Source organism: Oceanobacillus sp. MO10714A (assembly GCF_037072045.1).
Lineage (GTDB): Bacteria > Bacillota > Bacilli > Bacillales > Amphibacillaceae > Oceanobacillus > Oceanobacillus indicireducens.
On record NZ_JAXHDC010000004.1, the window covers coordinates 92,008 to 113,800 of the forward strand.

General features: G+C 41.2%; 21 protein-coding genes. 13 read left to right on the plus strand and 8 right to left on the minus strand.

Annotated elements, in window-relative coordinates:
- Positions 1-134 precede the first annotated feature (134 nt).
- From SPD53_RS05205 to SPD53_RS05230, 6 genes are all read left to right on the plus strand, one after another.
- A complete protein-coding gene (locus tag SPD53_RS05205; RefSeq protein ID WP_336251831.1) occupies positions 135-1,874 on the plus strand; it encodes an ABC transporter ATP-binding protein in 1,740 nt (579 codons plus the stop codon).
- A complete protein-coding gene (locus tag SPD53_RS05210) occupies positions 1,864-3,693 on the plus strand; it encodes an ABC transporter ATP-binding protein (RefSeq protein WP_336251832.1) in 1,830 nt (609 codons plus the stop codon). The genes SPD53_RS05205 and SPD53_RS05210 overlap by 11 nt, the downstream gene beginning before the upstream one ends.
- Before the next feature lie 599 nt (positions 3,694-4,292).
- Entirely contained in the window at positions 4,293-5,018 is a 726-nt protein-coding gene (locus tag SPD53_RS05215) for an alpha/beta hydrolase (protein WP_156858099.1), read from the plus strand.
- Positions 5,019-5,168: 150 nt separating this feature from the next.
- Positions 5,169-5,681 carry a YjcG family protein gene (locus tag SPD53_RS05220; protein WP_336251833.1) on the plus strand — a complete coding sequence of 171 codons (513 nt, stop codon included), beginning with the start codon at positions 5,169-5,171 and terminating at the stop codon, positions 5,679-5,681.
- A gap of 4 nt (positions 5,682-5,685) precedes the next feature.
- Positions 5,686-6,114, plus strand: coding sequence for a GNAT family N-acetyltransferase (locus SPD53_RS05225; RefSeq protein ID WP_336251834.1), 429 nt, complete (start codon positions 5,686-5,688; stop codon positions 6,112-6,114).
- Positions 6,115-6,235: 121 nt separating this feature from the next.
- Positions 6,236-6,940: a DUF421 domain-containing protein gene (locus SPD53_RS05230; RefSeq protein WP_336251835.1), complete on the plus strand. Its 705-nt coding sequence runs from the start codon at positions 6,236-6,238 to the stop codon at positions 6,938-6,940.
- Between the two features lie 22 nt (positions 6,941-6,962).
- On the opposite strand, the gene SPD53_RS05235 is transcribed toward SPD53_RS05230, so the two are convergent.
- The gene (locus tag SPD53_RS05235; protein WP_336251836.1) at positions 6,963-7,220 is read right to left on the minus strand and encodes a hypothetical protein; all 258 of its coding nucleotides are present in this window, start codon (positions 7,218-7,220) and stop codon (positions 6,963-6,965) included.
- 203 nt (positions 7,221-7,423) lie between these two features.
- Here SPD53_RS05235 and SPD53_RS05240 point away from each other — a divergent pair, with 203 nt between their 5' ends.
- Positions 7,424-7,903 (plus strand): CotY/CotZ family spore coat protein, encoded by a 480-nt coding sequence (locus SPD53_RS05240; protein ID WP_156858098.1) that lies wholly within the window; start codon positions 7,424-7,426, stop codon positions 7,901-7,903.
- 386 nt (positions 7,904-8,289) lie between these two features.
- Here the strand turns inward: SPD53_RS05240 and SPD53_RS05245 are convergent, their stop codons facing one another.
- Both SPD53_RS05245 and mgtE read right to left on the minus strand, forming a co-directional pair.
- On the minus strand, positions 8,290-8,736 hold the full coding sequence (locus tag SPD53_RS05245; RefSeq protein ID WP_188859128.1) for a CotO family spore coat protein: 447 nt from the start codon (positions 8,734-8,736) through the stop codon (positions 8,290-8,292).
- Positions 8,737-9,282: 546 nt separating this feature from the next.
- The gene (gene mgtE / locus SPD53_RS05250; RefSeq protein WP_336251837.1) at positions 9,283-10,668 is read right to left on the minus strand and encodes a magnesium transporter; all 1,386 of its coding nucleotides are present in this window, start codon (positions 10,666-10,668) and stop codon (positions 9,283-9,285) included.
- A gap of 133 nt (positions 10,669-10,801) precedes the next feature.
- Here mgtE and prpE point away from each other — a divergent pair, with 133 nt between their 5' ends.
- Complete coding sequence (gene prpE / locus SPD53_RS05255; protein ID WP_336251838.1) at positions 10,802-11,542, plus strand: bis(5'-nucleosyl)-tetraphosphatase PrpE; 741 nt, start codon at positions 10,802-10,804, stop codon at positions 11,540-11,542.
- Here the strand turns inward: prpE and SPD53_RS05260 are convergent.
- The gene (locus tag SPD53_RS05260) at positions 11,539-12,429 is read right to left on the minus strand and encodes an RluA family pseudouridine synthase (protein WP_336251839.1); all 891 of its coding nucleotides are present in this window, start codon (positions 12,427-12,429) and stop codon (positions 11,539-11,541) included. The two genes, prpE and SPD53_RS05260, sit on opposite strands and share 4 nt — an antisense overlap.
- A 16-nt stretch (positions 12,430-12,445) precedes the next feature.
- Positions 12,446-13,264 (minus strand): NAD kinase, encoded by an 819-nt coding sequence (locus tag SPD53_RS05265; protein ID WP_336251840.1) that lies wholly within the window; start codon positions 13,262-13,264, stop codon positions 12,446-12,448.
- 382 nt (positions 13,265-13,646) lie between these two features.
- Here SPD53_RS05265 and SPD53_RS05270 point away from each other — a divergent pair, with 382 nt between their 5' ends.
- A complete protein-coding gene (locus SPD53_RS05270) occupies positions 13,647-14,882 on the plus strand; it encodes an IS110 family transposase (RefSeq protein ID WP_336251841.1) in 1,236 nt (411 codons plus the stop codon).
- Positions 14,883-15,040: 158 nt separating this feature from the next.
- Here SPD53_RS05270 and SPD53_RS05275 read toward each other — a convergent pair whose 3' ends face one another.
- Entirely contained in the window at positions 15,041-15,649 is a 609-nt protein-coding gene (locus SPD53_RS05275) for a GTP pyrophosphokinase (RefSeq protein WP_156854548.1), read from the minus strand.
- Between the two features lie 140 nt (positions 15,650-15,789).
- Here SPD53_RS05275 and SPD53_RS05280 point away from each other — a divergent pair, with 140 nt between their 5' ends.
- The 4 genes from SPD53_RS05280 (at position 15,790) to SPD53_RS05295 (ending at position 18,583) form a co-directional block, all read left to right on the plus strand.
- Positions 15,790-16,377: a CYTH domain-containing protein gene (locus SPD53_RS05280; RefSeq protein ID WP_336251842.1), complete on the plus strand. Its 588-nt coding sequence runs from the start codon at positions 15,790-15,792 to the stop codon at positions 16,375-16,377.
- A 95-nt stretch (positions 16,378-16,472) separates the two neighbouring features.
- Positions 16,473-16,859, plus strand: a complete 387-nt coding sequence (locus SPD53_RS05285) for a globin domain-containing protein (RefSeq protein ID WP_156854552.1) — start codon at positions 16,473-16,475, stop codon at positions 16,857-16,859.
- A gap of 18 nt (positions 16,860-16,877) precedes the next feature.
- Positions 16,878-17,738 (plus strand): DsbA family protein, encoded by an 861-nt coding sequence (locus SPD53_RS05290; protein ID WP_336251843.1) that lies wholly within the window; start codon positions 16,878-16,880, stop codon positions 17,736-17,738.
- A 665-nt stretch (positions 17,739-18,403) separates the two neighbouring features.
- Entirely contained in the window at positions 18,404-18,583 is a 180-nt protein-coding gene (locus tag SPD53_RS05295; protein WP_156854556.1) for a hypothetical protein, read from the plus strand.
- A gap of 36 nt (positions 18,584-18,619) precedes the next feature.
- Here the strand turns inward: SPD53_RS05295 and pepF are convergent, their stop codons facing one another.
- Positions 18,620-20,428 carry an oligoendopeptidase F gene (gene pepF, locus SPD53_RS05300; RefSeq protein ID WP_336251844.1) on the minus strand — a complete coding sequence of 603 codons (1,809 nt, stop codon included), beginning with the start codon at positions 20,426-20,428 and terminating at the stop codon, positions 18,620-18,622.
- A gap of 105 nt (positions 20,429-20,533) precedes the next feature.
- Complete coding sequence (locus SPD53_RS05305; RefSeq protein ID WP_336251845.1) at positions 20,534-21,781, minus strand: competence protein CoiA; 1,248 nt, start codon at positions 21,779-21,781, stop codon at positions 20,534-20,536.
- Between the last annotated feature and the right edge of the window lie 12 nt (positions 21,782-21,793).

A 21,793-nucleotide genomic window follows, 5' to 3' on the forward strand; every position in this document is an offset into this window, starting at 1 on the left:
AAACGGAAAATCAATCATCTCCAAACACCCCCACAAAACTTCGACACCCGAAATAAGATACTGGATAATTACCTACTAACACATTATAATAATTAAATAATTGTTATTATTTTACTTACTTGGAGGGTCAGCGTTTGAAAAATGTTTTTTCCTTTTTAAAACCATATAAAACATCCATTATTTTAGCATATATTTTTATGTTTTCTGAACTTATGATTGAGCTTCTCCTCCCTCTCTTTCTCGGTCTCATGATTGATCAGGGGGTGCTACAAGAAGATGTTGGGAAAATTACGATGTGGGGAGGAATCATGATTGGACTTGCAGCTTTATCCCTTATCGTTGGAGTGTTGAACTCATTCTACTCTTCTCATGTCAGTTTCGCCTTTGGTTTTGATTTGAGACAGAAGCTGTTCGCCCGCATCCAATATTTTTCCTTTAAAAGCTTAAGTAATTACCCTACTTCTGCACTTGTGACACGATTTACGAACGATATCCGCCAGATTCAAAATATGATCTTCATGGCGCTTCGTATTATGGCAAAAGCCCCGTTCCTTGTGCTTGGTGGAGTGACGATGGCATTTATTGTAAATGCTCGCCTTGCAATGATCTTTCTTCTGACCGTGCCTTTACTTATTCTCTTTTTATTCCTCGTGATGAAGTATGCTAGTAAGATGTTTTCTAAAGTACAGGCGAATGTCGATCACGTCAACCGAGTCATGCAGGAGAATCTTGCAGGTATGCGGATTATTAAAGCGTTTGGACGCCGGAATTTTGAAGAGATGCGTTTCATGGGGGCAAATAACGACCTTGCGATTTCGACAAAAAGGACTTTCCGTTTTGTGGAATCCACGATGCCTATCCTTTTATTTATTATGAACTTGAGCCTTATCTTCATCATCTGGTTCGGAAATATCCAGTCGCTCGCCGGGAATGCTGCGGTTGGAGAAGTTGTTTCTATCGTCAATTATGCACTCCGGGTAGCGATGGCGATTTCAATGTTCTCCTTTATTATCATCATTCTTTCGAGGACAAAAGCATCGGCAGAACGGGTGAATGAAGTGCTGACATTAGAAAATGAAAGTGAATCAGAATATGAAGTAGATAGAACGCATGATAACATTGAGATTAAGGACGGTACAGTGGAATATCGCAATGTTTATTTCCAATACCCTGCTTCAGATGAAATTATTTTGAACGATATTTCATTCACCATCCAATCAGGAGAAACCCTTGCGATTATGGGTGCTACCGGATCCGGGAAAACATCGATATTCCAACTCATGCCTCGGCTATATGATCCAACTAAAGGACAGGTGCTAATTGACGGTCGGTCTATTGATTCCTATCCCTTCGATACCTTAAGGGATAGTATCGGATATGTGCCACAGAATCCGCTCCTTTTCACCGGAACCGTTCGGGATAATATCGTTTGGGGAAAAGTCGGTGCGACTGACGAAGAAATGATACAAGCTGCGAAAGATGCACAGATTCACGATACAATCATGAGTTTACCTAAACAGTATGACACGAGAGTCGGGCAAAAAGGAGTGAATCTCTCCGGTGGGCAAAAACAGCGGATTTCGATTGCCAGGGCGCTGATCCGGAAACCGAAGATTCTCATGCTTGATGATAGTACTAGTGCCCTAGACCTTGCTACGGAAGCTAGATTGCTTGAGACTATTGAAGCATACAACTGTACAATAATGATCATTACTCAAAAAGTTTCCACAGCAAGGACTGCAGATCGGATTCTATTAATGGATGAAGGTGAAGTGCTCGCAGTGGGGACACATAATGAATTGATTAAACAATCCAGGCTCTATCAACAGATCGTAGAATCTCAGCACGGAAAGGAGTATGCACATGTCGAATAAGGACTGGAAGGCTCCCTTCCACTACGAGAAAATAAAGCTTGATTCCGTCCAGATTGATAAAGACAAACGGGCGAAAAATATGGGGGCTACCCTAAAAGGGATTTGGGCATATCTCTCCCGGCAGAAAGGGATGCTTTTTCTCGTCATCTTAATGGTGATATTTAGTTCTGGTCTCGGTTTACTCGGTCCCTATCTTATTGGAATGGCGATTGATGATTATATTGTGACCCAGGAAACAAACGGACTTGGAACACTGCTTGTCGGCTTGATTTTTGTTTTCCTTTTTCATTCACTTGCTATTTTCTTACAGAACTTCTGGATGATTGGAATTGCCCAGAATACAGTTTTTGACTTGCGAAAGGATTTATTTGAACAGTTCCATCGACTGCCGATTTCTTATTTTGATAAACGTCAGCACGGGGAATTGATGAGCCGGTTGACAAATGATATTGATAACGTCAATAACACACTCAATCAATCGGTAATCCAGATTTTCTCGAGTGTTCTGACGCTTGCTGGCACGCTAATTGTTATGCTGATACTCAGTCCCATTTTAACGGTTGTCACGCTCGTTATTGTCCCTCTTATGTTTTACGCGATGAAATGGATCACTTCCCGGACCGGGCCGCTCTATAAACTACAACAAAAGCATCTCGGGGAAGTCAATGGTTATGTAGAAGAAATTGTTTCCGGCCAGCATGTTGTAAAAACATATTCCCAGGAAGATAAAGTCATTCGGGCTTTTGAAACACGAAATGCGGAACTGAAGCGGACTGGTTTCTGGGCGCAGATGATTGCCGGTCTCACTCCGAAGATCATGAACATGCTGAATTTCTTAAGCTTCGGATTGATTGCTTTTGCTGGTGGCTTGCTTGCGATCTATAGTAATCAAGAACTTGTCACGGTCGGGATTATCGTAATCTTCACCGAATATGCTAGACAATTTACTCGTCCTCTGAATGAGCTTTCCAACCAATTCAACATCCTTCTTTCCGCGATTGCCGGTGCGGAACGGGTCTTTAATGTAATGGATGAGGAAAAAGAAGAACGAGATGAAGAAAATGCAAAAGAGCTAACTGAAACTGCGGGACATGTAATATTCGATGAAGTCCAGTTTGCCTATGAAAAGGAAACGATCATCGATCGGGTAAGCTTTGAAGCGAAACCTGGAGAGACGGTTGCTTTTGTCGGACACACAGGTGCCGGGAAAACGACGATCATTAATCTGATTTCACGTTTCTATAATTATGATGCAGGGAAAATTACACTGGACGGCGTTGATATTAAAGATATAACGAGGAGCAGTTTAAGAAAACAGATGGCATTCGTTTTACAAGATACATTCCTTTTCCACGGAACAATCCGGGAAAATATCCGTTACGGAAAGCTTAATGCAACGGATGAAGAAGTCGAGCAAGCTGCAAAAGATGCGAATGCTCATGATTTCATCACGAAACTTCCAAATGGATATGACACAATTCTTGATCAGTCCGGAAGCGGCATTAGTCAAGGGCAGAAACAATTACTCACAATTGCCCGCGCGCTGATTGCGAGTCCTTCCATTTTGATTTTAGATGAAGCGACAAGTAATATTGATACAATTACAGAACTAAAAATCCAAGAAGCTCTTAAACGGCTTATGGAAGGAAGAACGAGCTTTGTTATTGCGCACCGGCTAAATACTGTCAAAGAAGCAGATACAATCATCATGCTTGAATACGGCAAAATCATTGAAAAAGGAAGTCATGATGAACTCATTAAGCAGAAAGGCGCTTATTACAACCTTCATGAAAGCCAGCTGCTCGAACAAGCAAACTAAGGATTAGAACAAGCCCTTCCTACGTGGTACTATAAAGTTAACGTCTTAACCTTCGCAGCTTGAACAAAAGAACTGAAGCGACTATCACTTTCATTCAGCGTAAGTGTGTGCAACTTCCTCCTGGAGGTCCGCAGTCCAGACACCTCTCGCTTTCCGCAGGCGGCTGGTGAGCCTCCTCGTACGCTTTGCGTACTGCGGGGTCTCACCTATGCCTTTCCTCCTGCAGGAGTCTCGAGGTGTCTGGACTGCTCCGAGGGGAAAGCCAAATTTGGAACACTATTTTTCATTTTAGGAATAGAACGCTGATCTTAGGGTGATAGTTTCCATTCATAATAATCATCCCTACCAGTTCAGTTTCCCGGAGGACGGTGACTCCTGCGGGAAAGCGGAGACGATGAGACCCCGCAGGAAGTGCTTTTCTTCCGAGGAGGCTCAGCGCGGAGCCCGCGGAAAGCATCCGTCCTCCGGGAAACTGAACGGCGATTAGAGCGCCAAATTAAATGAACGAGCAAAACACTTACGCTGAATGAAAGCATGAGTCAGTGTTTCTTTTTTCAAATGCGAAGGTTGAGTTAAAATACATACAAGGGGTGGAAGCATTGGCGAGAAAAGGTAAAATGATCGACAAAGAAATTGAGAGTAAGTATCTAGATGAAACAAAAGTATTAAAAATCTATTATCCAGAAAGCTTTTCAGACTTATACAAGTACAACATTTGCATCATGTTTGACGGAGACGACTACTATCAAATGGGCCGGATTGCAACGTATAGTGACCGGCTGCATGAAGACTATGAACTGACAAACACGATATTTGTCGGAATCCACTATAAAGATGCAGAAGATCGGCGACGGAAATACCATCCGAACGGTAATGAATACGATGCATTTACGAAATTTGTCGTTAAGGAAGTTGTACCATTACTCGATGATCTGCTCCCTACCTATCATATGGGGAAATCGCGTATTTTGATGGGTGACTCCCTTGCTGGATCATTTTCGTTACTAACCGCCCTACGATACCCAAATACATTCGGTAAGGTGATTCTGCAATCTCCTTTCATCGATGAAGACGTGATGGAACAAGTGAAACAGGCGAAAGACCATGCCGCACTTGATATCTATCACACAATCGGCGAGAAAGAAAATGAGGCGAAACTGACAGATGGAAGGACAGTAGACCAACTTACACCTAACCGTGAACTGCGAGACTTTTTAGATGCAGGCAACAGCAATTATTTTTACTATGAGTTAGAAGATGGCGAGCATACGTGGAAATATTGGCAGAAAGATATGATCCGTGCATTAACAACGACGATCGACTAAAGAAAAAGACGGCAGCGCCAATAATTTCCATCTACTTTGTTAACTTTCTGAAACAAAAGTAGCATAATTTACTAAGTTTGTTATAATTAAAAATAAAATCATCATCCTACATGCACTCGAACAAACAACTATTAAACGGGAGGTTTTATGATGAACTTTGGAATCGCTTTTTTTCCGTCAAAAGAAATTCAAGATGCTGCCAACTCATATAGAAAACGTTATGATCCACGGTACACGCTCATCCCGCCTCATATTACGTTAAAGGACAGCTTTAAGATTGAGGAAGGAGAGCTGGATGAGGTTATCACTGAGTTGAAACGAATCGCAATGGAAACCAAACCTTTCCCAATTCACATTACAAAGGTAAGCTCCTTTGAGCCGGTGACAAATACGATTTATTTTAAAGTGGAAAAGACTGATGAAATCATAAAACTAGAAGAAAAACTACACAGTGGAAAATTTGAAGATACCCGTAAGCATCCTTTCGTACCGCATGTTACATTAGCACAGGACCTAACCCATGTGGAATTTACGGATATCCTCGGGAGACTCAATATGGAAAATCATAAATATGAGGATACGTTTGATCGTATCCAATTATTGTACCAATTAGATAATGGCCAATGGACAGTCCATGAAACATTTGTATTCGGAAGGGAATAATAGAATGGAAATACGGAAAGTGACATCACAGAAAGAACGAGATGACGCAATTTATGTACGTATGATTGTGTTTGTGAAGGAACAGCATGTTCCTGAAGAAGAAGAACTTGATCAATATGATGAAACAGCTATTCACTTTGTTGGTTATGTTCAGGATGAACCAGTTGCTGCGAGCAGGCTTCGCTATGTAGATGAATACGGCAAGCTGGAACGAATTTGTGTACGAAAAGAATTTCGTGGTAAACACTTCGGTAAAATGCTAATGGAGGAAATGGAACGAAAACTTCAGCAAGACGGCTACATGAAAGCTAAATTAAATGCTCAAACCCACGCAATCGGGTTTTATGAAGACCAAGGGTACGAAAAGCTATCAGAAGATGTTTTTATGGATGCCGGGATTCCCCACGTAGCAATGATAAAAGAATTTGTATGAAGAAATAAACCGTATGGGAGCATGCGGTTTATTTTTTTGTCTTTTTCCCATTCGATAAGCGTCCCTAGAATAAAATACGGGTTTACGGTTAAACTATACTCGTTGATTGGAGGAGATTCCTATGTCTAGCTATGCCGAGATGTTCTTTGATCTTGTCTTTGGCTTCTTTTCCTTATTCGCCTTGACGAAAATTCTTGGTAAAACACAAATATCCCAAATTACAGCATTTGACTTTATTTCTGCAATTGTCCTTGGTGAATTAATAGGAAATGCCCTTTTTGATGATAAAATTGGCATTACTCATATCGGATTTGTCGTCATTGTCTGGGGTGGTTTAATGTATACGACGGAATATATAACCCAGCGCTTCAAGGGTTCGCGTTACCTGTTGGAAGGAAGCCCGGAAATCGTAATTTACAACGGTAAGCTTATCCGTGATGTGATGAAGAAAAATAAATTGGACGTCAATCAATTGAAACATATGCTACGGGCGAAGGATATCTTTTCCATGAATCAAGTGGAATATGCGATTCTCGAAGCGAACGGAACAGTCTCGGTGTTACGGAAATCGGATTACCAAACACCGACAAGAAAAGATATGAAGCTTGCGGCTCAACCGGTTCAACTTCCGATTTCATTAATTAATGATGGTGAAATTATTTATGATAATCTCAAGGAAAGGAATCTTACAGAAGATTGGCTGCTTGAGGAACTGAGGAAACAGAATTACAAGTTGGAAGATATTTTTCACGCGGAGTATGAAAAAGGTAAAGATATCCAATTATATCCAATTCATAATCGGAACCATGAAAAATGGGATGTTTAATAATTATTAAACATCCCGTTTTTTAGATGATTTCACTGAACCTTCTTCCTTTCCCTGTTAACTCTGCATAGGTCTCTTCTACTGTTTGCTGATGTTGTGGTGTGTTTGTTTTATAATTGCTCGGAAGTAATCGTTCGTATTCACTGGATATTTCTTCATGTTTTCTTTCCAGTACCGGGCGAAAACTGGCACTCACCGGTGATACAGATAATTTATCTGTACTTATCCGTTCCTGATAATTAATGTATTGATATCGATCAATCGGCATAATGTAGCCCATCAGCTTCCCCCTCCCCCTTTAATCTTTCCATCTTATGATAATGCTTCGTAAATCAATGTTGAATTCTGGCGGTAGCTCTATTATTCTATACCCTTTATTCTGAAAAGTATGCCTACTTTGGATAGTAATTTGCCCACACCAACCATCCATTTGCACATATGTTATTACAGAAAGTGATTAATTTGTGAAAGGAGTAATGATGTATGAGCTGTGGTTGTGGAAAAGATTTTGACACAGGGAGCTGTGTTATCGACGTATTGAAAGAAATAGAGAGAGCACAGAGAGATGTAGTGGAAAATCACTGTAGCACTAGTTGTGAACGCTCCATCAATGACCTACTTGGGGAGTCAGATCATGGCAGAGGTTTAGACACCGTCCCAATCATTTTATATTGTGAAGACGGGTGTAAGCCATTTAAAGGATTTGGAGCAGACCGCAAGCGGGAAGATAAAATTGGTCCAATTGTTGCAAGCTTCATTTTCCGTGTGAAAAGCATCGATAAAAATGACTGTGCAGTTTTAGAGTTGTTATTAGCTCATGAACAGCCATGTGGCTACAATGATTTGAAAGATCCAACCGAGCAGAAAACGAAAAATTTACAAGCTACCGGGATTTGCATTACGGTCGACTTGCATTGTTTCTGCCATGTCACTTGTCTTCCAGCAATCAGCGTATTCCATTAAGCTTTATAAGTTAAGCGCCCAGATGATGAATGGGGTTCCCTCATTTTGGGCGCCTATCTTTTTTTATTTGCTTGTGGTATTTATCACGTATTAACGGTCTGTAATACCCCACTTCTAAACATGAGGGAAGCCCAATATGTGAAGGTGGGGGATATACAGTCCGTAAATACCTGATTCTGTTCAACTAACATTCAGTGGGGAGGGAAGGAATTCCCCACTGAATGAAGTTTCACTTTATCACGCATTAACGGTCTGTAATACCCCAACCTCTAAACATAAGGGAAGCCCAATATGTGAAGGGGGAGGATAAACAGTCCGTAAATCCTTGATTCTGTTCAACATTCAGTGGGGCAGGGAAGGAAACCCTCACTGAATGAAGCTTCACTTTATAAGCTGAGCAGCCGGATTCGTTCGATTTCTTCACGGGAAATTTCCAGTCTTCTCCTTCCACTTCGGATTGTTACTACGCCATCCACATAATTTAACACTACCCCCCTATAGCTTCGTTGATTGGTTCTAATCTCACAAACTATTCGTGGCGCATAGGAAGGTTTATCCGTTAAGTAAACCAACTGCTCTTCTACCGTCATTTCTTGGAAGTTTTTATTCTTTATTTGTTCCGTGTCTTCCGATTCGCTTTCATCTGTCTCTGAGTTATGATTATAGACTGGTGACATTTTTTTAATCCGACCGGGACTGGATGGCTTTTCTTCTGTACTTTCCCGCTTCATTTTGGATGACCGATAGTACTGTTGCATGTTTGCATTAATCTTCTCCGTACGGGTTTGATGAATATATAACAATGGATCCTTGGCATACCGTTCCTTATCCAAAATCCCTCTCCCCTTTGTTTTAAATTTTCATATTCAGTATATGCGAGAACCGCCCAGCCGTGTGTGAGTAAAATGGGATACATATACTGACCTGTTTACCCGAATAAACTCTACATAGAATTAACCGGCACTCCCCTGTCTGAGCCCACTATCAATTTCTAAAAGGGGAACAAATTAATCTGCTATTAAGCATAATCATTTATTATGCCTTAGGTCTTCCTAATTCAGATAGGAAAAAAGGAGTAAACACAGTAAAACCTGGAGATTTTTTAGGAGTATTATAGAAAAATTCCCTCTTGTTAGGGAATATGGACTTCTTGGTACGGGAGCGTTGAGAGAGGTCTTGGTTTTCCACAAGGTCCATGGCTTTTGACCAATTTTTTTAATCAGAAAGGTGAGATAACGTTCGTCTACTTGAACCAAAGATATTGGCCCCGGTAATGAAATAAAGGAGGGAAGAAGCACTCCCCCCTGTTTTCAATTTAAAAATTAAAAACTGCGCCCGCGAAATGAATCGCATACTTAACCTGTAAGGAGCCTTTGTTCTTACACCAAGTACGACATGAAGGATGTTGCCATGCCGAAGTAAATAAGGATTGATGTGATATCGTTCAAAGTCGTAATGAATGGGCCGGATGCGACAGCCGGATCAATCTTTAGCCGATCCATGAGTATTGGAATAAATGCCCCTGCTATCGTCGCTACAATTAGAGACGCAAAAATTGACACCCCGACAAGTAAACCTAAAACAAGATTCTGTTGCCAGATAAAGATGACAATAGCAAGGATTACACCAGAAACACTCCCCGTAATCATCCCTGTTCCAAGTTCGCGCAGCAGCCACTTAAATTTCCCTTGCTTTCCAAAGTTTCCTGTTGCAAGACCACGCACTGCAACCGCTAGGGACTGTGTTCCGGTATTACCTGCCATCCCAGCAATTAACGGAATGAAGATTGCAAGAACTGCAACCTGTTCCAGTGTTTCTTCAAACTGTCCGATAAGACTTGCTGTGAACAGACCAAGAAATAAAAGTATAATAAGCCACGGCAATCGTTTCTTCGCTGCTTCAAATGGTGTGTCCGTGTGGTGTTCACCATCCGCTACCCCAGCAAGCTTGGAATAGTCTTCACTCGCTTCCTCATCCACTACATCTAAAATATCATCAACTGTAATAATCCCGATAAGGTGATTTTGAAAGTCTACAACCGGTACAGCAAGAAAATCGTAATCCATAAACAGTTGTGCAACTTCCTCTTGGTTTTTGCCGGCAGAGACAGTGATGACCCACTCACTCATTACATCTTTAATCAATGCGTCGTTATCGGCAACAATCAAATCGCGAATCGAGAGCACTCCAACAATTTTCTTCGCTTCATCCACAACATATAAATAATAAATCATTTCAGCTTCAGGCGCTTCTTCTTTCAGCAGTTTCATGACCTGTTCGACGGTTTGTGTATCATACAAGGCGATAAACTCCGTCGTCATAATACTACCGGCAGTTTTTTCCTCATAATTTAAAAGGAGTTTAATTTCTTCGGCGGATTCCTTCTCCATGAGCGTCAGGAAGCTTGCGACTTCATCTTTTTCCAATAAACTTAGAATATCGACCGCATCGTCTGCCGGGAGCTCGGTCAAAATGGCGCCGGAATACTGTGGGTCCATTTCTGTAAAGTACTCTAGCGTTTCTTCAAAATCCATACTTTCGATAATCTCAGCAAATTCCGCTGGAGATAAATAGCCGTAAATCCAACGCCTGAGCTCTTCAGGCTGTTCCTTGAAAAAACTTGCCTGTTCATACGTATGCATATCAAGAAAGTCTTCCCGGAAGCCTTTAATATCGTCTTCTTCAAGAGATATTTGTAATTTATTAAAGCGGGCTTGGTAGTTTTCTTGCTTTTCTGCTTCGTATCTCTCTAATGATTCGCTCATGTTCACCAATCCTTTCCTGCAAACCTCTCCATTTATATATCTTTCCACTAATAGAAATAAAAAAACGAAGAGAATAAAGTCTTATTAATATCGACCATGTTGTGTACAATAATTCTTAAAGGAGGCACGAATGATGAAAATTGATTGTATTGGAGATGTGCACGGCTGCATCGATGAGCTGCACGATCTTTTCCAAAGTTTAGGTTACCATTATGATAATCAAGTTTTCAAGCATCCCGGTGGCCGAGTTCCTGTTTTTCTCGGTGATTTAACTGACCGTGGCCCGAATTCGCTTGCGGTAATCCGTCTTGTCTATCGTATGGTTATTACGGAAAAAGTCGCTCGCTATGTGCCCGGAAATCATTGTAATAAATTGTACCGCTTCTTTCTAGGGAATAATGTCCAACAAACGCATGGACTGGAGACGACGGTTCAGGAATTCGAGTCGCTAGGTAAAGATGAAAAAGAGCGCATTCGCAAACAGTTCATGACTTTATACGAACAAGCCCCGCTCTATCTCGAGGTCCCTGAACTGAATGCCGTTATCTGTCATGCCGGAATAAAGGAAGAATACATCGGGCGCACGGATAAACGGGTAGAGACTTTTGTTCTCTACGGGGACATCACTGGCGAATCCGACGAAAAAGGCAGACCAATTCGACGTGATTGGGCAAAACACTATCACGGAAAACGCTGGATTATTTATGGACATACCCCTGTTAAGGAGCCAAGGATTGTCAATCATACGATAAATATTGATACTGGCTGTGTATTCGGGAATGCATTAACGGCCTATCAGCTTCCCGAAAAAAATTTAGTTTCCGTTCGTTCCCGTCAGCCTTTGAACGAAGACAAATTTCGTACATTCGATTAATCGTTTGATAATTGTTTTATTGCCTGTTCCATATCTTCTGGTAAGCGAGCATTGGTTGTATGAAGCTTCCTTGTAAATGGGTGCAAGAAACTAATTTCGTGGCAATGGAGAGCCTGACGATTTAAGTAGTCTTTTTTCCCGCCATACAAATCATCCCCTAGTAAAGGGTGGTGAATATGTGAAAAATGGACCCGAATCTGATGGGTTCTCCCTGTTTCAAGTTCCACTTCCAAAAGTGTATGCTCATCCAACCGTTGTTTCACTTTATAGCGACTAACCGCCGGCTTCCCTATTTCTGTGACAACGCGTTCCACAATAGAACCAGGCTTCCTTCCGATTGGCGCGTTAATTTTCCCTTCATCCTCCGCCATCTCACCTTCCACAATTGCCAAATACTTCCGCTTAATTGTGAATTGCTGTTGACTTTTTGCTAGCAAGCTATGGCCCAGTCTGTCTTTTGCAATGAGTAATAAACCGGAAGTATCTTTATCCAGTCTTGTGACAACGTGGATTGTATGAGGATTTCCGATTTTTTCATAATGGGCAAGCACCCCATTTGCAACAGTGCCCGATTTATATTTCGGCGAGGGAAGTGTTGGCATCCCTGCCGGTTTATTTATGACTAGTACCGCTTCATCTTCATATACAATGGGAAGTTCAAGTGATTCAGGAAAAAGCCATTTACTCACAGGCTCTGGGGGAAGCTTTACCTCCAAGACATCTCCCGCTTGCAGTTGCCCTCTTACCGTCTGCTTTACCCCATTTAGCAAAATATTCCCCTCAGCAGATTTTGCCGCAATTAAAATCCGTCTAGAAAATCCGCCTACTTGCTGCAAAAAGTCACGGATCAACATGCCTGCCTGTTCTTCCTTAATTATCCATTTCATTTAAATAATTGCCTCTCTATTCTCCAAATCTTTGATTTCCCTCAGAAACAAAAGAATCACGCACCCGGTTCCAGAATGGAAACTGCCTGAACCTTGCAAAGCGTACTTTTTCCTTGGCAACCCGGCACTGGATTGATTTCACATCGGTATACGAGTTCGTATAATGATCAATCGAAATTAGAAAGCTGCTATCACGCATCGGACGCAGCATACAGGTATGATGTTGCGGTAAAATAAGCGGAGAGCCGATCGTTCGGAACACCCGATTATTTATCGACGCCATCTCCGTTAACTGAATCGCTTCAAACGATGGATGGATAATTGCACCGCCAAGCGCTTTATTATAAGCAGTACTTCCTGATGGTGTAGATATGCAAATACCATCCCCACGGAATGTTTCGAAATGCTCACCCTTAATTTCAACATCGAGAACAACGGAAGATCCATCTGCTGTTTTGATCATGACTTCATTTAGTGCAAGTAACCGGTCCTCTTTTTCTCCGGTTTTGGAGCGGATAATGACTTCAAGGAGCGGGTACTCCACTGTTTGAAATGGCGTCTTCGCAATTTCAATGATTAATTTCTCCAGTTCATCCGGTGTGTAATCGGCATAGAAACCAAGATGCCCTGTGTGTACACCGATAAAAGCAGTTTCCTTCAATCGGTGGTGGTAACGGTGGAATGCTTCCAAGAATGTACCATCTCCTCCGACCGATATGACAAGTTCAGGTTCTTCTTTACTATATTCCAAATCAAATTCCGTTAAATATTGCTTCATTGTTGCTTTAATTGTTTTGGAGCGATGATCGTCCCTTGAAACAATTACAAATTTCACTTTTCCTCCCCCTCGTATATTATGTTTAGGCCTACATTTTCCGCCTATTATTTCCTTGTAATTCACCCTGTTGATATGTCAAATGACTTGGACGCTCTGGGATATTCCTAGATAATGGTCTTAGGATCATTTGGGACAATTCTTTCTCCCCCTGCGGGCTTAACCGCATTAATAAGACTGTATCCCAGTGTGCGTTTTGGCCTTCAAACACGCAGGCTGTACCCCTTGATGTTCGAACCTGGATGTTAGTAGCTCCAGGGCGGCTTTCGATGCAAGGAGAGTACTCATACACGAGGCTGCTGATCGGCGCCCACACTAGGGATATCCCAGAGCGTCCAAGAATAAGTTCCAATGATTCTAAATCGAAAGGAGTGTTAATCCCATGAAATTATTTGTTGGTTTAGACGTTAGTTCTTTTGATATCAAGGTTTGCTTTTTAAATGGTGAGGGCGAACAGTTAGCTTCCTTCACCGTGTCCAATGATTTGCCAGGTGCTACACAGCTTAGAAACGAGATTTTAAAGACAGCTGAGGATCAAGATGTCACTATCCTACGAATTGGGCTGGAATCTACCAGTGTTTATAGTTTTCATCCATCCATGTTTTTACATAATGATGAGTCGATTCAAGCTCTTGGTGGGCAAGTGTTGGTCATGAATCCCAAACAGATAGCGAATTTCAAGAAGAGCTACAGCGATATGGACAAGACGGATGAAATTGATGCCTTCGTCATCGCTGACTATCTCCGTTTTGGTCGCTTGCCGATGTCGGTTGTGAAAGAAGAACAGTATGTGGCTCTTCAACAGTTGACACGGGCACGTTACCAGATTGTCCGCCAAATCACGCAGGAAAAGCAGCGTTTCCTTCAGTATCTAAGCTACAAATGTAATACATTCACAGAGGAAGTAGAATCCTCTGTATTTGGTAAAGCGATGATGGATCTTTTCCTTGAAAACTACAGTCTGGATGAGTTATCGAACATGTCTTTGGAAGACTTGGCTGACTATCTACAGAAACAGGGAAAAAATAGATTCCCTGATCCAGATTGTGTGGCCAAGTCCATTCAGAAGGCCGTTCGCTCTTCCTATCGTTTAGACAAAGTGGTGGAAGACTCCATCGACACCATACTAGGCACCTCGATTACATTGATTCGGACGTTTGAAAAACAAATCAAAGAACTGGATAAATCCATCGAGCGAATCATGAAAGGTTTGCCGCAAACGCTACAGTCTATCCCTGGCATCGGACCAGTATTAGCTGCCGGTATTCAAGCTGAAATTGGACAGATTGAACGCTTCACAGATGAAACAAAGATCGCCAAGTATGCAGGTCTTTATTGGCGAAAGCATCAATCCGGTCGCTTTACAGCTGACGATACATCGTTATCGCGTAATGGAAATCAGTATCTCCGTTATTACCTTGTTGAAGCCGCCAACTCGGTAAGAAAATACGTTCCTGAATACAAAGAGTATTACGCGAAAAAGTACGATGAAGTACCAAAGCATCAACACAAAAGAGCCCTCGTCTTAACTGCAAGAAAACTTGTGCGTTTGGTGGATGCGCTACTACGCAAAAACCAAATTTACACGCCGAAAGGAGCGTACATACATGAAGCATGATTAGCTTCTAAATCCTTCTGACAATATCCAGTAAATTCTGTAAATATTACTGGGTTAGTTTAGTGCTGCCTTTTTTAAGATAATTGAACCTTGATAACTCAATAATCATTTATTTTACTCTTGACATATCACCGCAGGTCTTACATGCGAGTGGCTGATTACAACCGGTGGAAAATCCGATTTGCCTCTTGAATTTCACTTTTGATTTTTGACATCTCTTCGTCGAGATTAAAAGCTGCTTCTGCTGCAAGCTGTAAACGTTTTTGAATTTTTTCAGGTATTCTTCCTTTATATTTATAATTTAAGGAGTGCTCATTCGTCGCCCAGAAGTTCATGGCAAGTGTACGGATTTGAATTTCCGCAGTTACGAGCTTTCTTCCGTGAATCGTTTCGGTAGGATATTGAATAATCATATGAAAGGATCGGTATCCACTGCTTTTCTTACTTTTTATATAATCGATTTCCTCAAGAATTGTAAAATCGCTTCTTTCACGTAACATGTCGACTACGGTATAAATATCATCGACAAATTGACAAACAACGCGGATGCCCGCGATATCCTGAATTTCATCTGCAATCTGGTCCAGCGGCACTTGTCTTCTCTCCGCCTTTTCCAGGATACTCGGGATTGGCTTCACCCTTGCTGTAATAAATTCAATCGGTGAGTGCCTTGATTCATGTTCAAATTGTTTGCGCATCCCTTTTAATTTCACTTTTAATTCTTCAACTACCTGTTCATAAGGAGCCAGGATTACTTCCCAATTCATAGTCACCACTCCTATTCTCGTTTGAGTATGGGTATGTACCTAGTCTATTTTAACACATGCAGAGAAAAAGGCTATTCATTGCATATTACTTGAGAAATTGCCATAATCAATTATAATCACTTTACAACGGAGGATTTCGAGTGGCACAGGAAATTGAAATTGAATTTAAGAATTTATTGACGAAAGCTGAATTTGATACGTTACTGGAAACATTCCCCTTCCCTAAGGAACCATTCAAACAAACGAACCATTATTTTGAAACTGAAGATCTGAGGTTGAAGAAGCAACGCAGTGCCTTAAGAATCAGAGAGAAAAACGGGGAGTTTACTTTAACATTAAAGGAACCATTCGGCGATGGATTGCTGGAGACGCATGATAAATTAACGCAAAAGGAAGCTGCAAGTTGGCTGAACGGGAAACCTGTAGCAAAAGCGAATATCGGAAAACGGCTAGAGCAGTTGGGAATCGAATTCAGAGATTTGAAATACTTCGGTGACCTGACAACCGAACGCCGTGAATATGAAAATAAAGACACCCTTTACGTGCTTGATTACAGTATGTATAACAATCAAGATGATTATGAATTTGAACTGGAAGCGAAAAACCGTGCAGAAGGTGAAAAGGTGTTTAAATGGGTACTGGAAACAAATCATATTCCCTTGCGGCAGACACCGAACAAGATTGAACGGTTCTTTATGAATTTGCAGAATCTCGATGGAAGACATTAGGTGATATGTAAATATTCACTATCATAAATCACATTTGTTGCTCATATACTAAAGCCCTGCTACAATAATGAAAAACAAAAATAGGAGAAATCCATATGCAGGACATCAGACACCGCTCCATTTATGACGCAATAGGCGGGTATAGTGAAATTGAGAAAATAGTTGATAGTTTTTACGCACGTGTAGCAAAACATCCGTTACTCATTCCGATTTTCCCGGAAGATTTGACGGAGACGGCAAGAAAGCAAAAATTGTTTCTCACCCAGTTCTTTGGCGGACCTCGACTTTACGAAGCGGAAAGAGGTCACCCGATGATGCGCAGAAGGCATCTCCCCTTCCCCATTACACCAAGCAGGCGTGATGCCTGGCTGGATTGTATGAAAGAGGCACTGGAAGAAGCACGTATCGATGAACCTTATCGGACGATTATTTTTGAGAAATTGACGATGACAGCTAATCACATGATGAATACACCAGAATAATGGAAAGGAGGACTTGATGTGAGCTGGCAGCAGCCTGAGTTATTGAGTATGAATCACGCTAATCCATCAGCAACATATCATGATTCGGATTCCGTCCAAAAGCCTGTAGAAGTTTATCTGTTTTTGGATCCTTTTTCCGCAGATTGCTGGTCTCTCCAGTTTTATTTAAGGAAATTAACATTGGAATATGGCAGATTTTTCACCGTGCGAGTGATTGTAAATAGCCGCTTTTCTTTAGTGAACAAGCAACAGGTACACGCTCCCTTCGCAAATCATGCAGAAATGGTAAGTGAAAGTAGTGAACGCTATCCAGTCACACATCCACTGATTACCTCCCTCGCCATTAAGGCATCTGAGTTGCAAGGTAAGCGGGCAGGGAAAGAATTTTTACAGAAGTTGCAAGAAAAGCTGTTTATCGAGCGCTTGAACATTTCCGAGTTAGATGTACTGTTCTCTTGTGCAGAGGAAACAAAATTAGATATGCAGGAATTTGAGAAAGACATTGTTTCTCCATCGGCAAAAAGGGCCTATCAATGTGATTTGCGCCTTACAAATGAAATGGACGTCGATGCGATGCCGACAATGGTATTCTTTAATCAGACGGTGGAAGAGCATGGAATTAAAGTTTCCGGACTATATCCTTATGAAATATATGAGCTTGTTTTAAGCGAAATCTTACAATATCACCCAATTCCATCCACGAAACCGTCACTAGAAGAATTGGTTAGCCGTTCAACAATTATCGGCACCCGAGAAATCTCTATTATTTATGACTGGTCAGAAACAAAAACATTAAGTGAAATGAAGAAATTACAATTAAAGCAACTAGTAGAGAAAGTTGAAACAGATAACGAAATCTACTGGAAACCAAAAATTTGACGGACTAACCATTAGTCGGTCTATTTTTTTGGATCGGGACATGGGGGTTCGGTGGGACATGGGGTCAGAGGAACTGTCCCACTTGAATTGGTGGGACACGGGGTCGGAGGAACTGTCCCACTTGGATTGGGACAAACCCTCTGACCCCGTGTCCCAAAAATAGACAAAAAAATAAAGGATATACGGGGCAGCGTATATCCTTATTCCGTCTTTGTATGAATACAAAGGGGGGATGGGAGAAAGTTTCATGATCAAACAAAAGGGGTTTTTGTTTGTTTCAACTTATGTATATATCATAACAACACATTATCGATTTGACAATACTTTTGTGTGATGGTTCACAAAAAGTTCAAATTATGGACATTTTACGCCCAGGGTGGTATTTTTCGTCCCTACTCTAAAAAATGATAAAAAAAATAGAGAATATACGGGGCAGCGTACATTCTCTAATTTCCGTCTTTGTATGAATACAAAGGGGATGGGAGAAAGTTTCATGATCAAACAAAAGGGGTTTGTTTGCTTCAACTTACAATTATATATTAACAAGTATTTTTTCAATGTGCAAGAGATATGTTCAAGTTTTCACAAATTGTTCAATAATATTTACATGTATCTGGTATATTTACGTTCTTGCTTCATATTTATACTAAACGAGGGGGATGCTTATGAACCATTTGTATCCGGTTTTGTTTTTTATTTTAACGGTGCTTGCTTTATTCATTAACATGATTGGTTTGATGCGATTGATTCCTTTATTCTTGACGTTGCCATTGTTATTTATTTCAATTTATTTCATGCTTTATTCTATCTTGCACCGTAAAAAAGCGTATCGGCGAATGCGGTGAATAAGGGAGCGGTTATGCAACCAGCTCCCTTTTCCATTACCCTAATAGATTTTCTAAATCCTTAAGCTTTTCTTCAAATACATCAAGTGCATCGGAAATTGGCTGTTTGGAATTCATGTCAACGCCGGCTTTTTTCAACACTTCGATTGGGTAATCGCTGCTTCCCGCTTTTAAGAAATCAGTATAGCGTTCTACTGCTGGTTCTCCTTCTTCTAAAATCTGCTTCGCGAGTGAAGTCGCTGCTGAATAACCGGTTGCATATTGATAAACATAATAATTGTAATAGAAGTGAGGGATTCTTGCCCACTCGAGCCCAATCTCCTCATCACTTACTACAGCTGGACCATAATACTTCTTATTCAAGTCGTAATAAATCTCAGTCAGTCTATCTGCAGTAAGTGCTTCCCCGTTCTGGGCCCGGACATGAATGTCATGCTCAAACTCCGCGAACATTGTCTGGCGGAATACGGTGCCTCGGAAACCTTCCAGGAAATGATTCAGAATATACATTTTCTCTTTTTCATCTTCCAAATTTTCCAGTAGATAATCATTCAGCAACGCTTCGTTTGTCGTGGAAGCTACTTCAGCTACGAAAATTGAGTAGTTTCCATAACGGAAGGGCTGATGTTTTCGTGTATAATAGCTATGCACCGAATGGCCAAGTTCATGAGCAAGCGTAAATGTATTATTGATATTATCTTGCCAGTTCATTAAAATGTATGGATTCGTTCCATACGTACCGGAGGAATAAGCACCACTCCTCTTCCCTTTATTCTCTTCCACGTCAATCCAGCGATTCCGAAACGCCTCTTTTAAAATTTGCTGATAATCGCTACCGAGCGGCTCCAGTCCTTTAGCGACATATTCTTTCGCTTTCTCATATGGAACTTTCATATCGACATCTGTCACTAACGGTGTATAAAGGTCATACATATGCAGTTCATCGACACCGAGAATCTTCTTCCGCAATTCCACGTATCGATGTAATAAAGGCAGACGCTCATTCACTGCCTCTACTAGATTATCATATACTTCTTCAGGGATATGATTGCTCGAGAGTGCTGCTTGTCTTGCTGAATCATAATTACGTACCTTCGCATAGAAATTATCTTTCTTTATATTTCCACCTAACGTAGCTGAAAAGGTATTTTTAAATTTACCATATGTTTCATACATCGCCATAAATGCATCTTTACGAACTCGGCGATCTTTTGATTCAAGGAAGATTGAATATCTGCCATGGGTCACATCAACCTCTTCCCCGTTCTCATTCTTAATCGCCGGGAATGTAAGATCCGCATTGTTTAGCATACCAAATGCTTGTTCACCCGTTCCTAGAGCTTCACCAGCCTCTGCTAGCAATGCTTCCTCCTTTTCACTCAGCACATGCGGACGGCGCTTCGCAATATCTGTTAATACTTTTTCGTAAAGCTTTAGTTCTTCCTTCTCCCGCAAAAATTCATCCAGCTTGCCTTCATCCATCGCAAGGATCTCTGGAACGATATAGCTCATTGCACTGGAAGCTTTCGTAAGCAGCATTTCCGCCTCGGCATTCAGCCCCTGATAAAAGGAATTTGTCGTATCCTGATCATAACGCATATGAGCGTATGTATATAATTTGCCAAGCCGACTGGAGAGGTCATCCTGCAGTTTCAATAATTCATATAACGTATCAGCTGACGAAGCTAACTTTCCTTGATACGTTTCAATTTCCGGCAGGTCTTCTGTAAGTTGTGCATGTTCCTTTTTCCAATCCTCATCGCTCGCAAAAATATCTTCCAGTCGCCAAGTCCGTTCAACTGGAACCTCACTTCTTGATTTCAATTCTTTCGTCGTATTTGACATCAAATTTCCTCCTTTATATCTGCTTACTATACTAATTCTAGAAAATTATAGAAAACCCCTTCTTTTAGTATAACGAATTAATGGGTTATCATGCTCGAATAATGTTTATTTGTTCTGAAAAAGTTCTGTAATAAAATCGCCGTCTTCTATTATAGCTAGCTCAAGTCGCTCGGGTAGATCGATGTCTGTCAACTTTTCGAAAGTATCAGTATTGGTTCTCCGTAAGAGGCCTGCTGAACAAAGAAGTGTAAGATATTCGCGGACGGGTTGTGCTGGAGACTTAATCAAGGGGAAATATTCACAGGGGAATAAATAATGTTGAACTAGATAATTGCACGCTTTCGTCGTAATTATAGATCCGATCGGCCTTGGTGCAATCACTTCGAACAGAATCCAACTCTGCCAAATCCAACCGGGTAGCTTCATACGATAAGCTCCGGAAACGGGAAGATGAACAAATGAAGGTAGCTTTTCAAAATGCAAACCTTTCCTATATAGCCAGTGATGCCACTTCCGCTCCTCTCCAAACAGCTTACCCCACCTTCTTAAGCGGAAATATTTCTTTTCCCGTTTCCAAATCGTTATAAAATGATAATCCGGTAAAAATTCTTTTGCAAGCAGTTCGGGAAACGTCATTGTTTCAAGCCGTTTTACTGTTAGTTTTCCTAGTGCACGGTTCTTATTCGTAAAAGTAAAGTCTTGGAATTTAATGAGATCACAAGTGAAGGGACAGTAGTAGAAAAGACTTAAAGGATAAGCTGAGGTAAATTGATGGATGAGCGTTCTCGTAAAGGAATCAATCCGTAGCGCCTGTTTTCCTTTTCGCTTTAATAATATTTCTCCGAGAATCCAGATAACGGGGACGCCAATTTCTTTGTATCCATTGGTTCGTTCAATGATTTCCTCATTGGATATTCTAGAACATTGGTACTCTAGCACGATTCTGCGTTCACCGTGATGGAGCAGTATATCTGGTCGCTGATTAATTTCCGGCATATATGCTTCAAGCTCTACACTAAGACCTTGACGAAGGAGCCATTCATATAATTGCAGTTTCCCTTGTTCATGATAAGCGCCTTCCCCTCCTCCCCGGGACGGACAATTCACGTTTGCTGTGTGGGCAAAATGGGCAACTACTTTCTCACCTACCCGCAAGATGACCTTTTCATCGCAAACCGGGCAATAAAACGACTCTTCTCCTGCCCTTAATTGCAAAAGCTCACTTTTCGGGTACAGAGCAGGTATAATATATTTTCCACTTTTTAATCTTGCTTGCAGCATGCAAACACCTCCATGCTCGCTATATTCGACAAATAACAATAAAATCCTGCTTTTAAGCAGATCTTTTCCCATAAAAAAATAGAC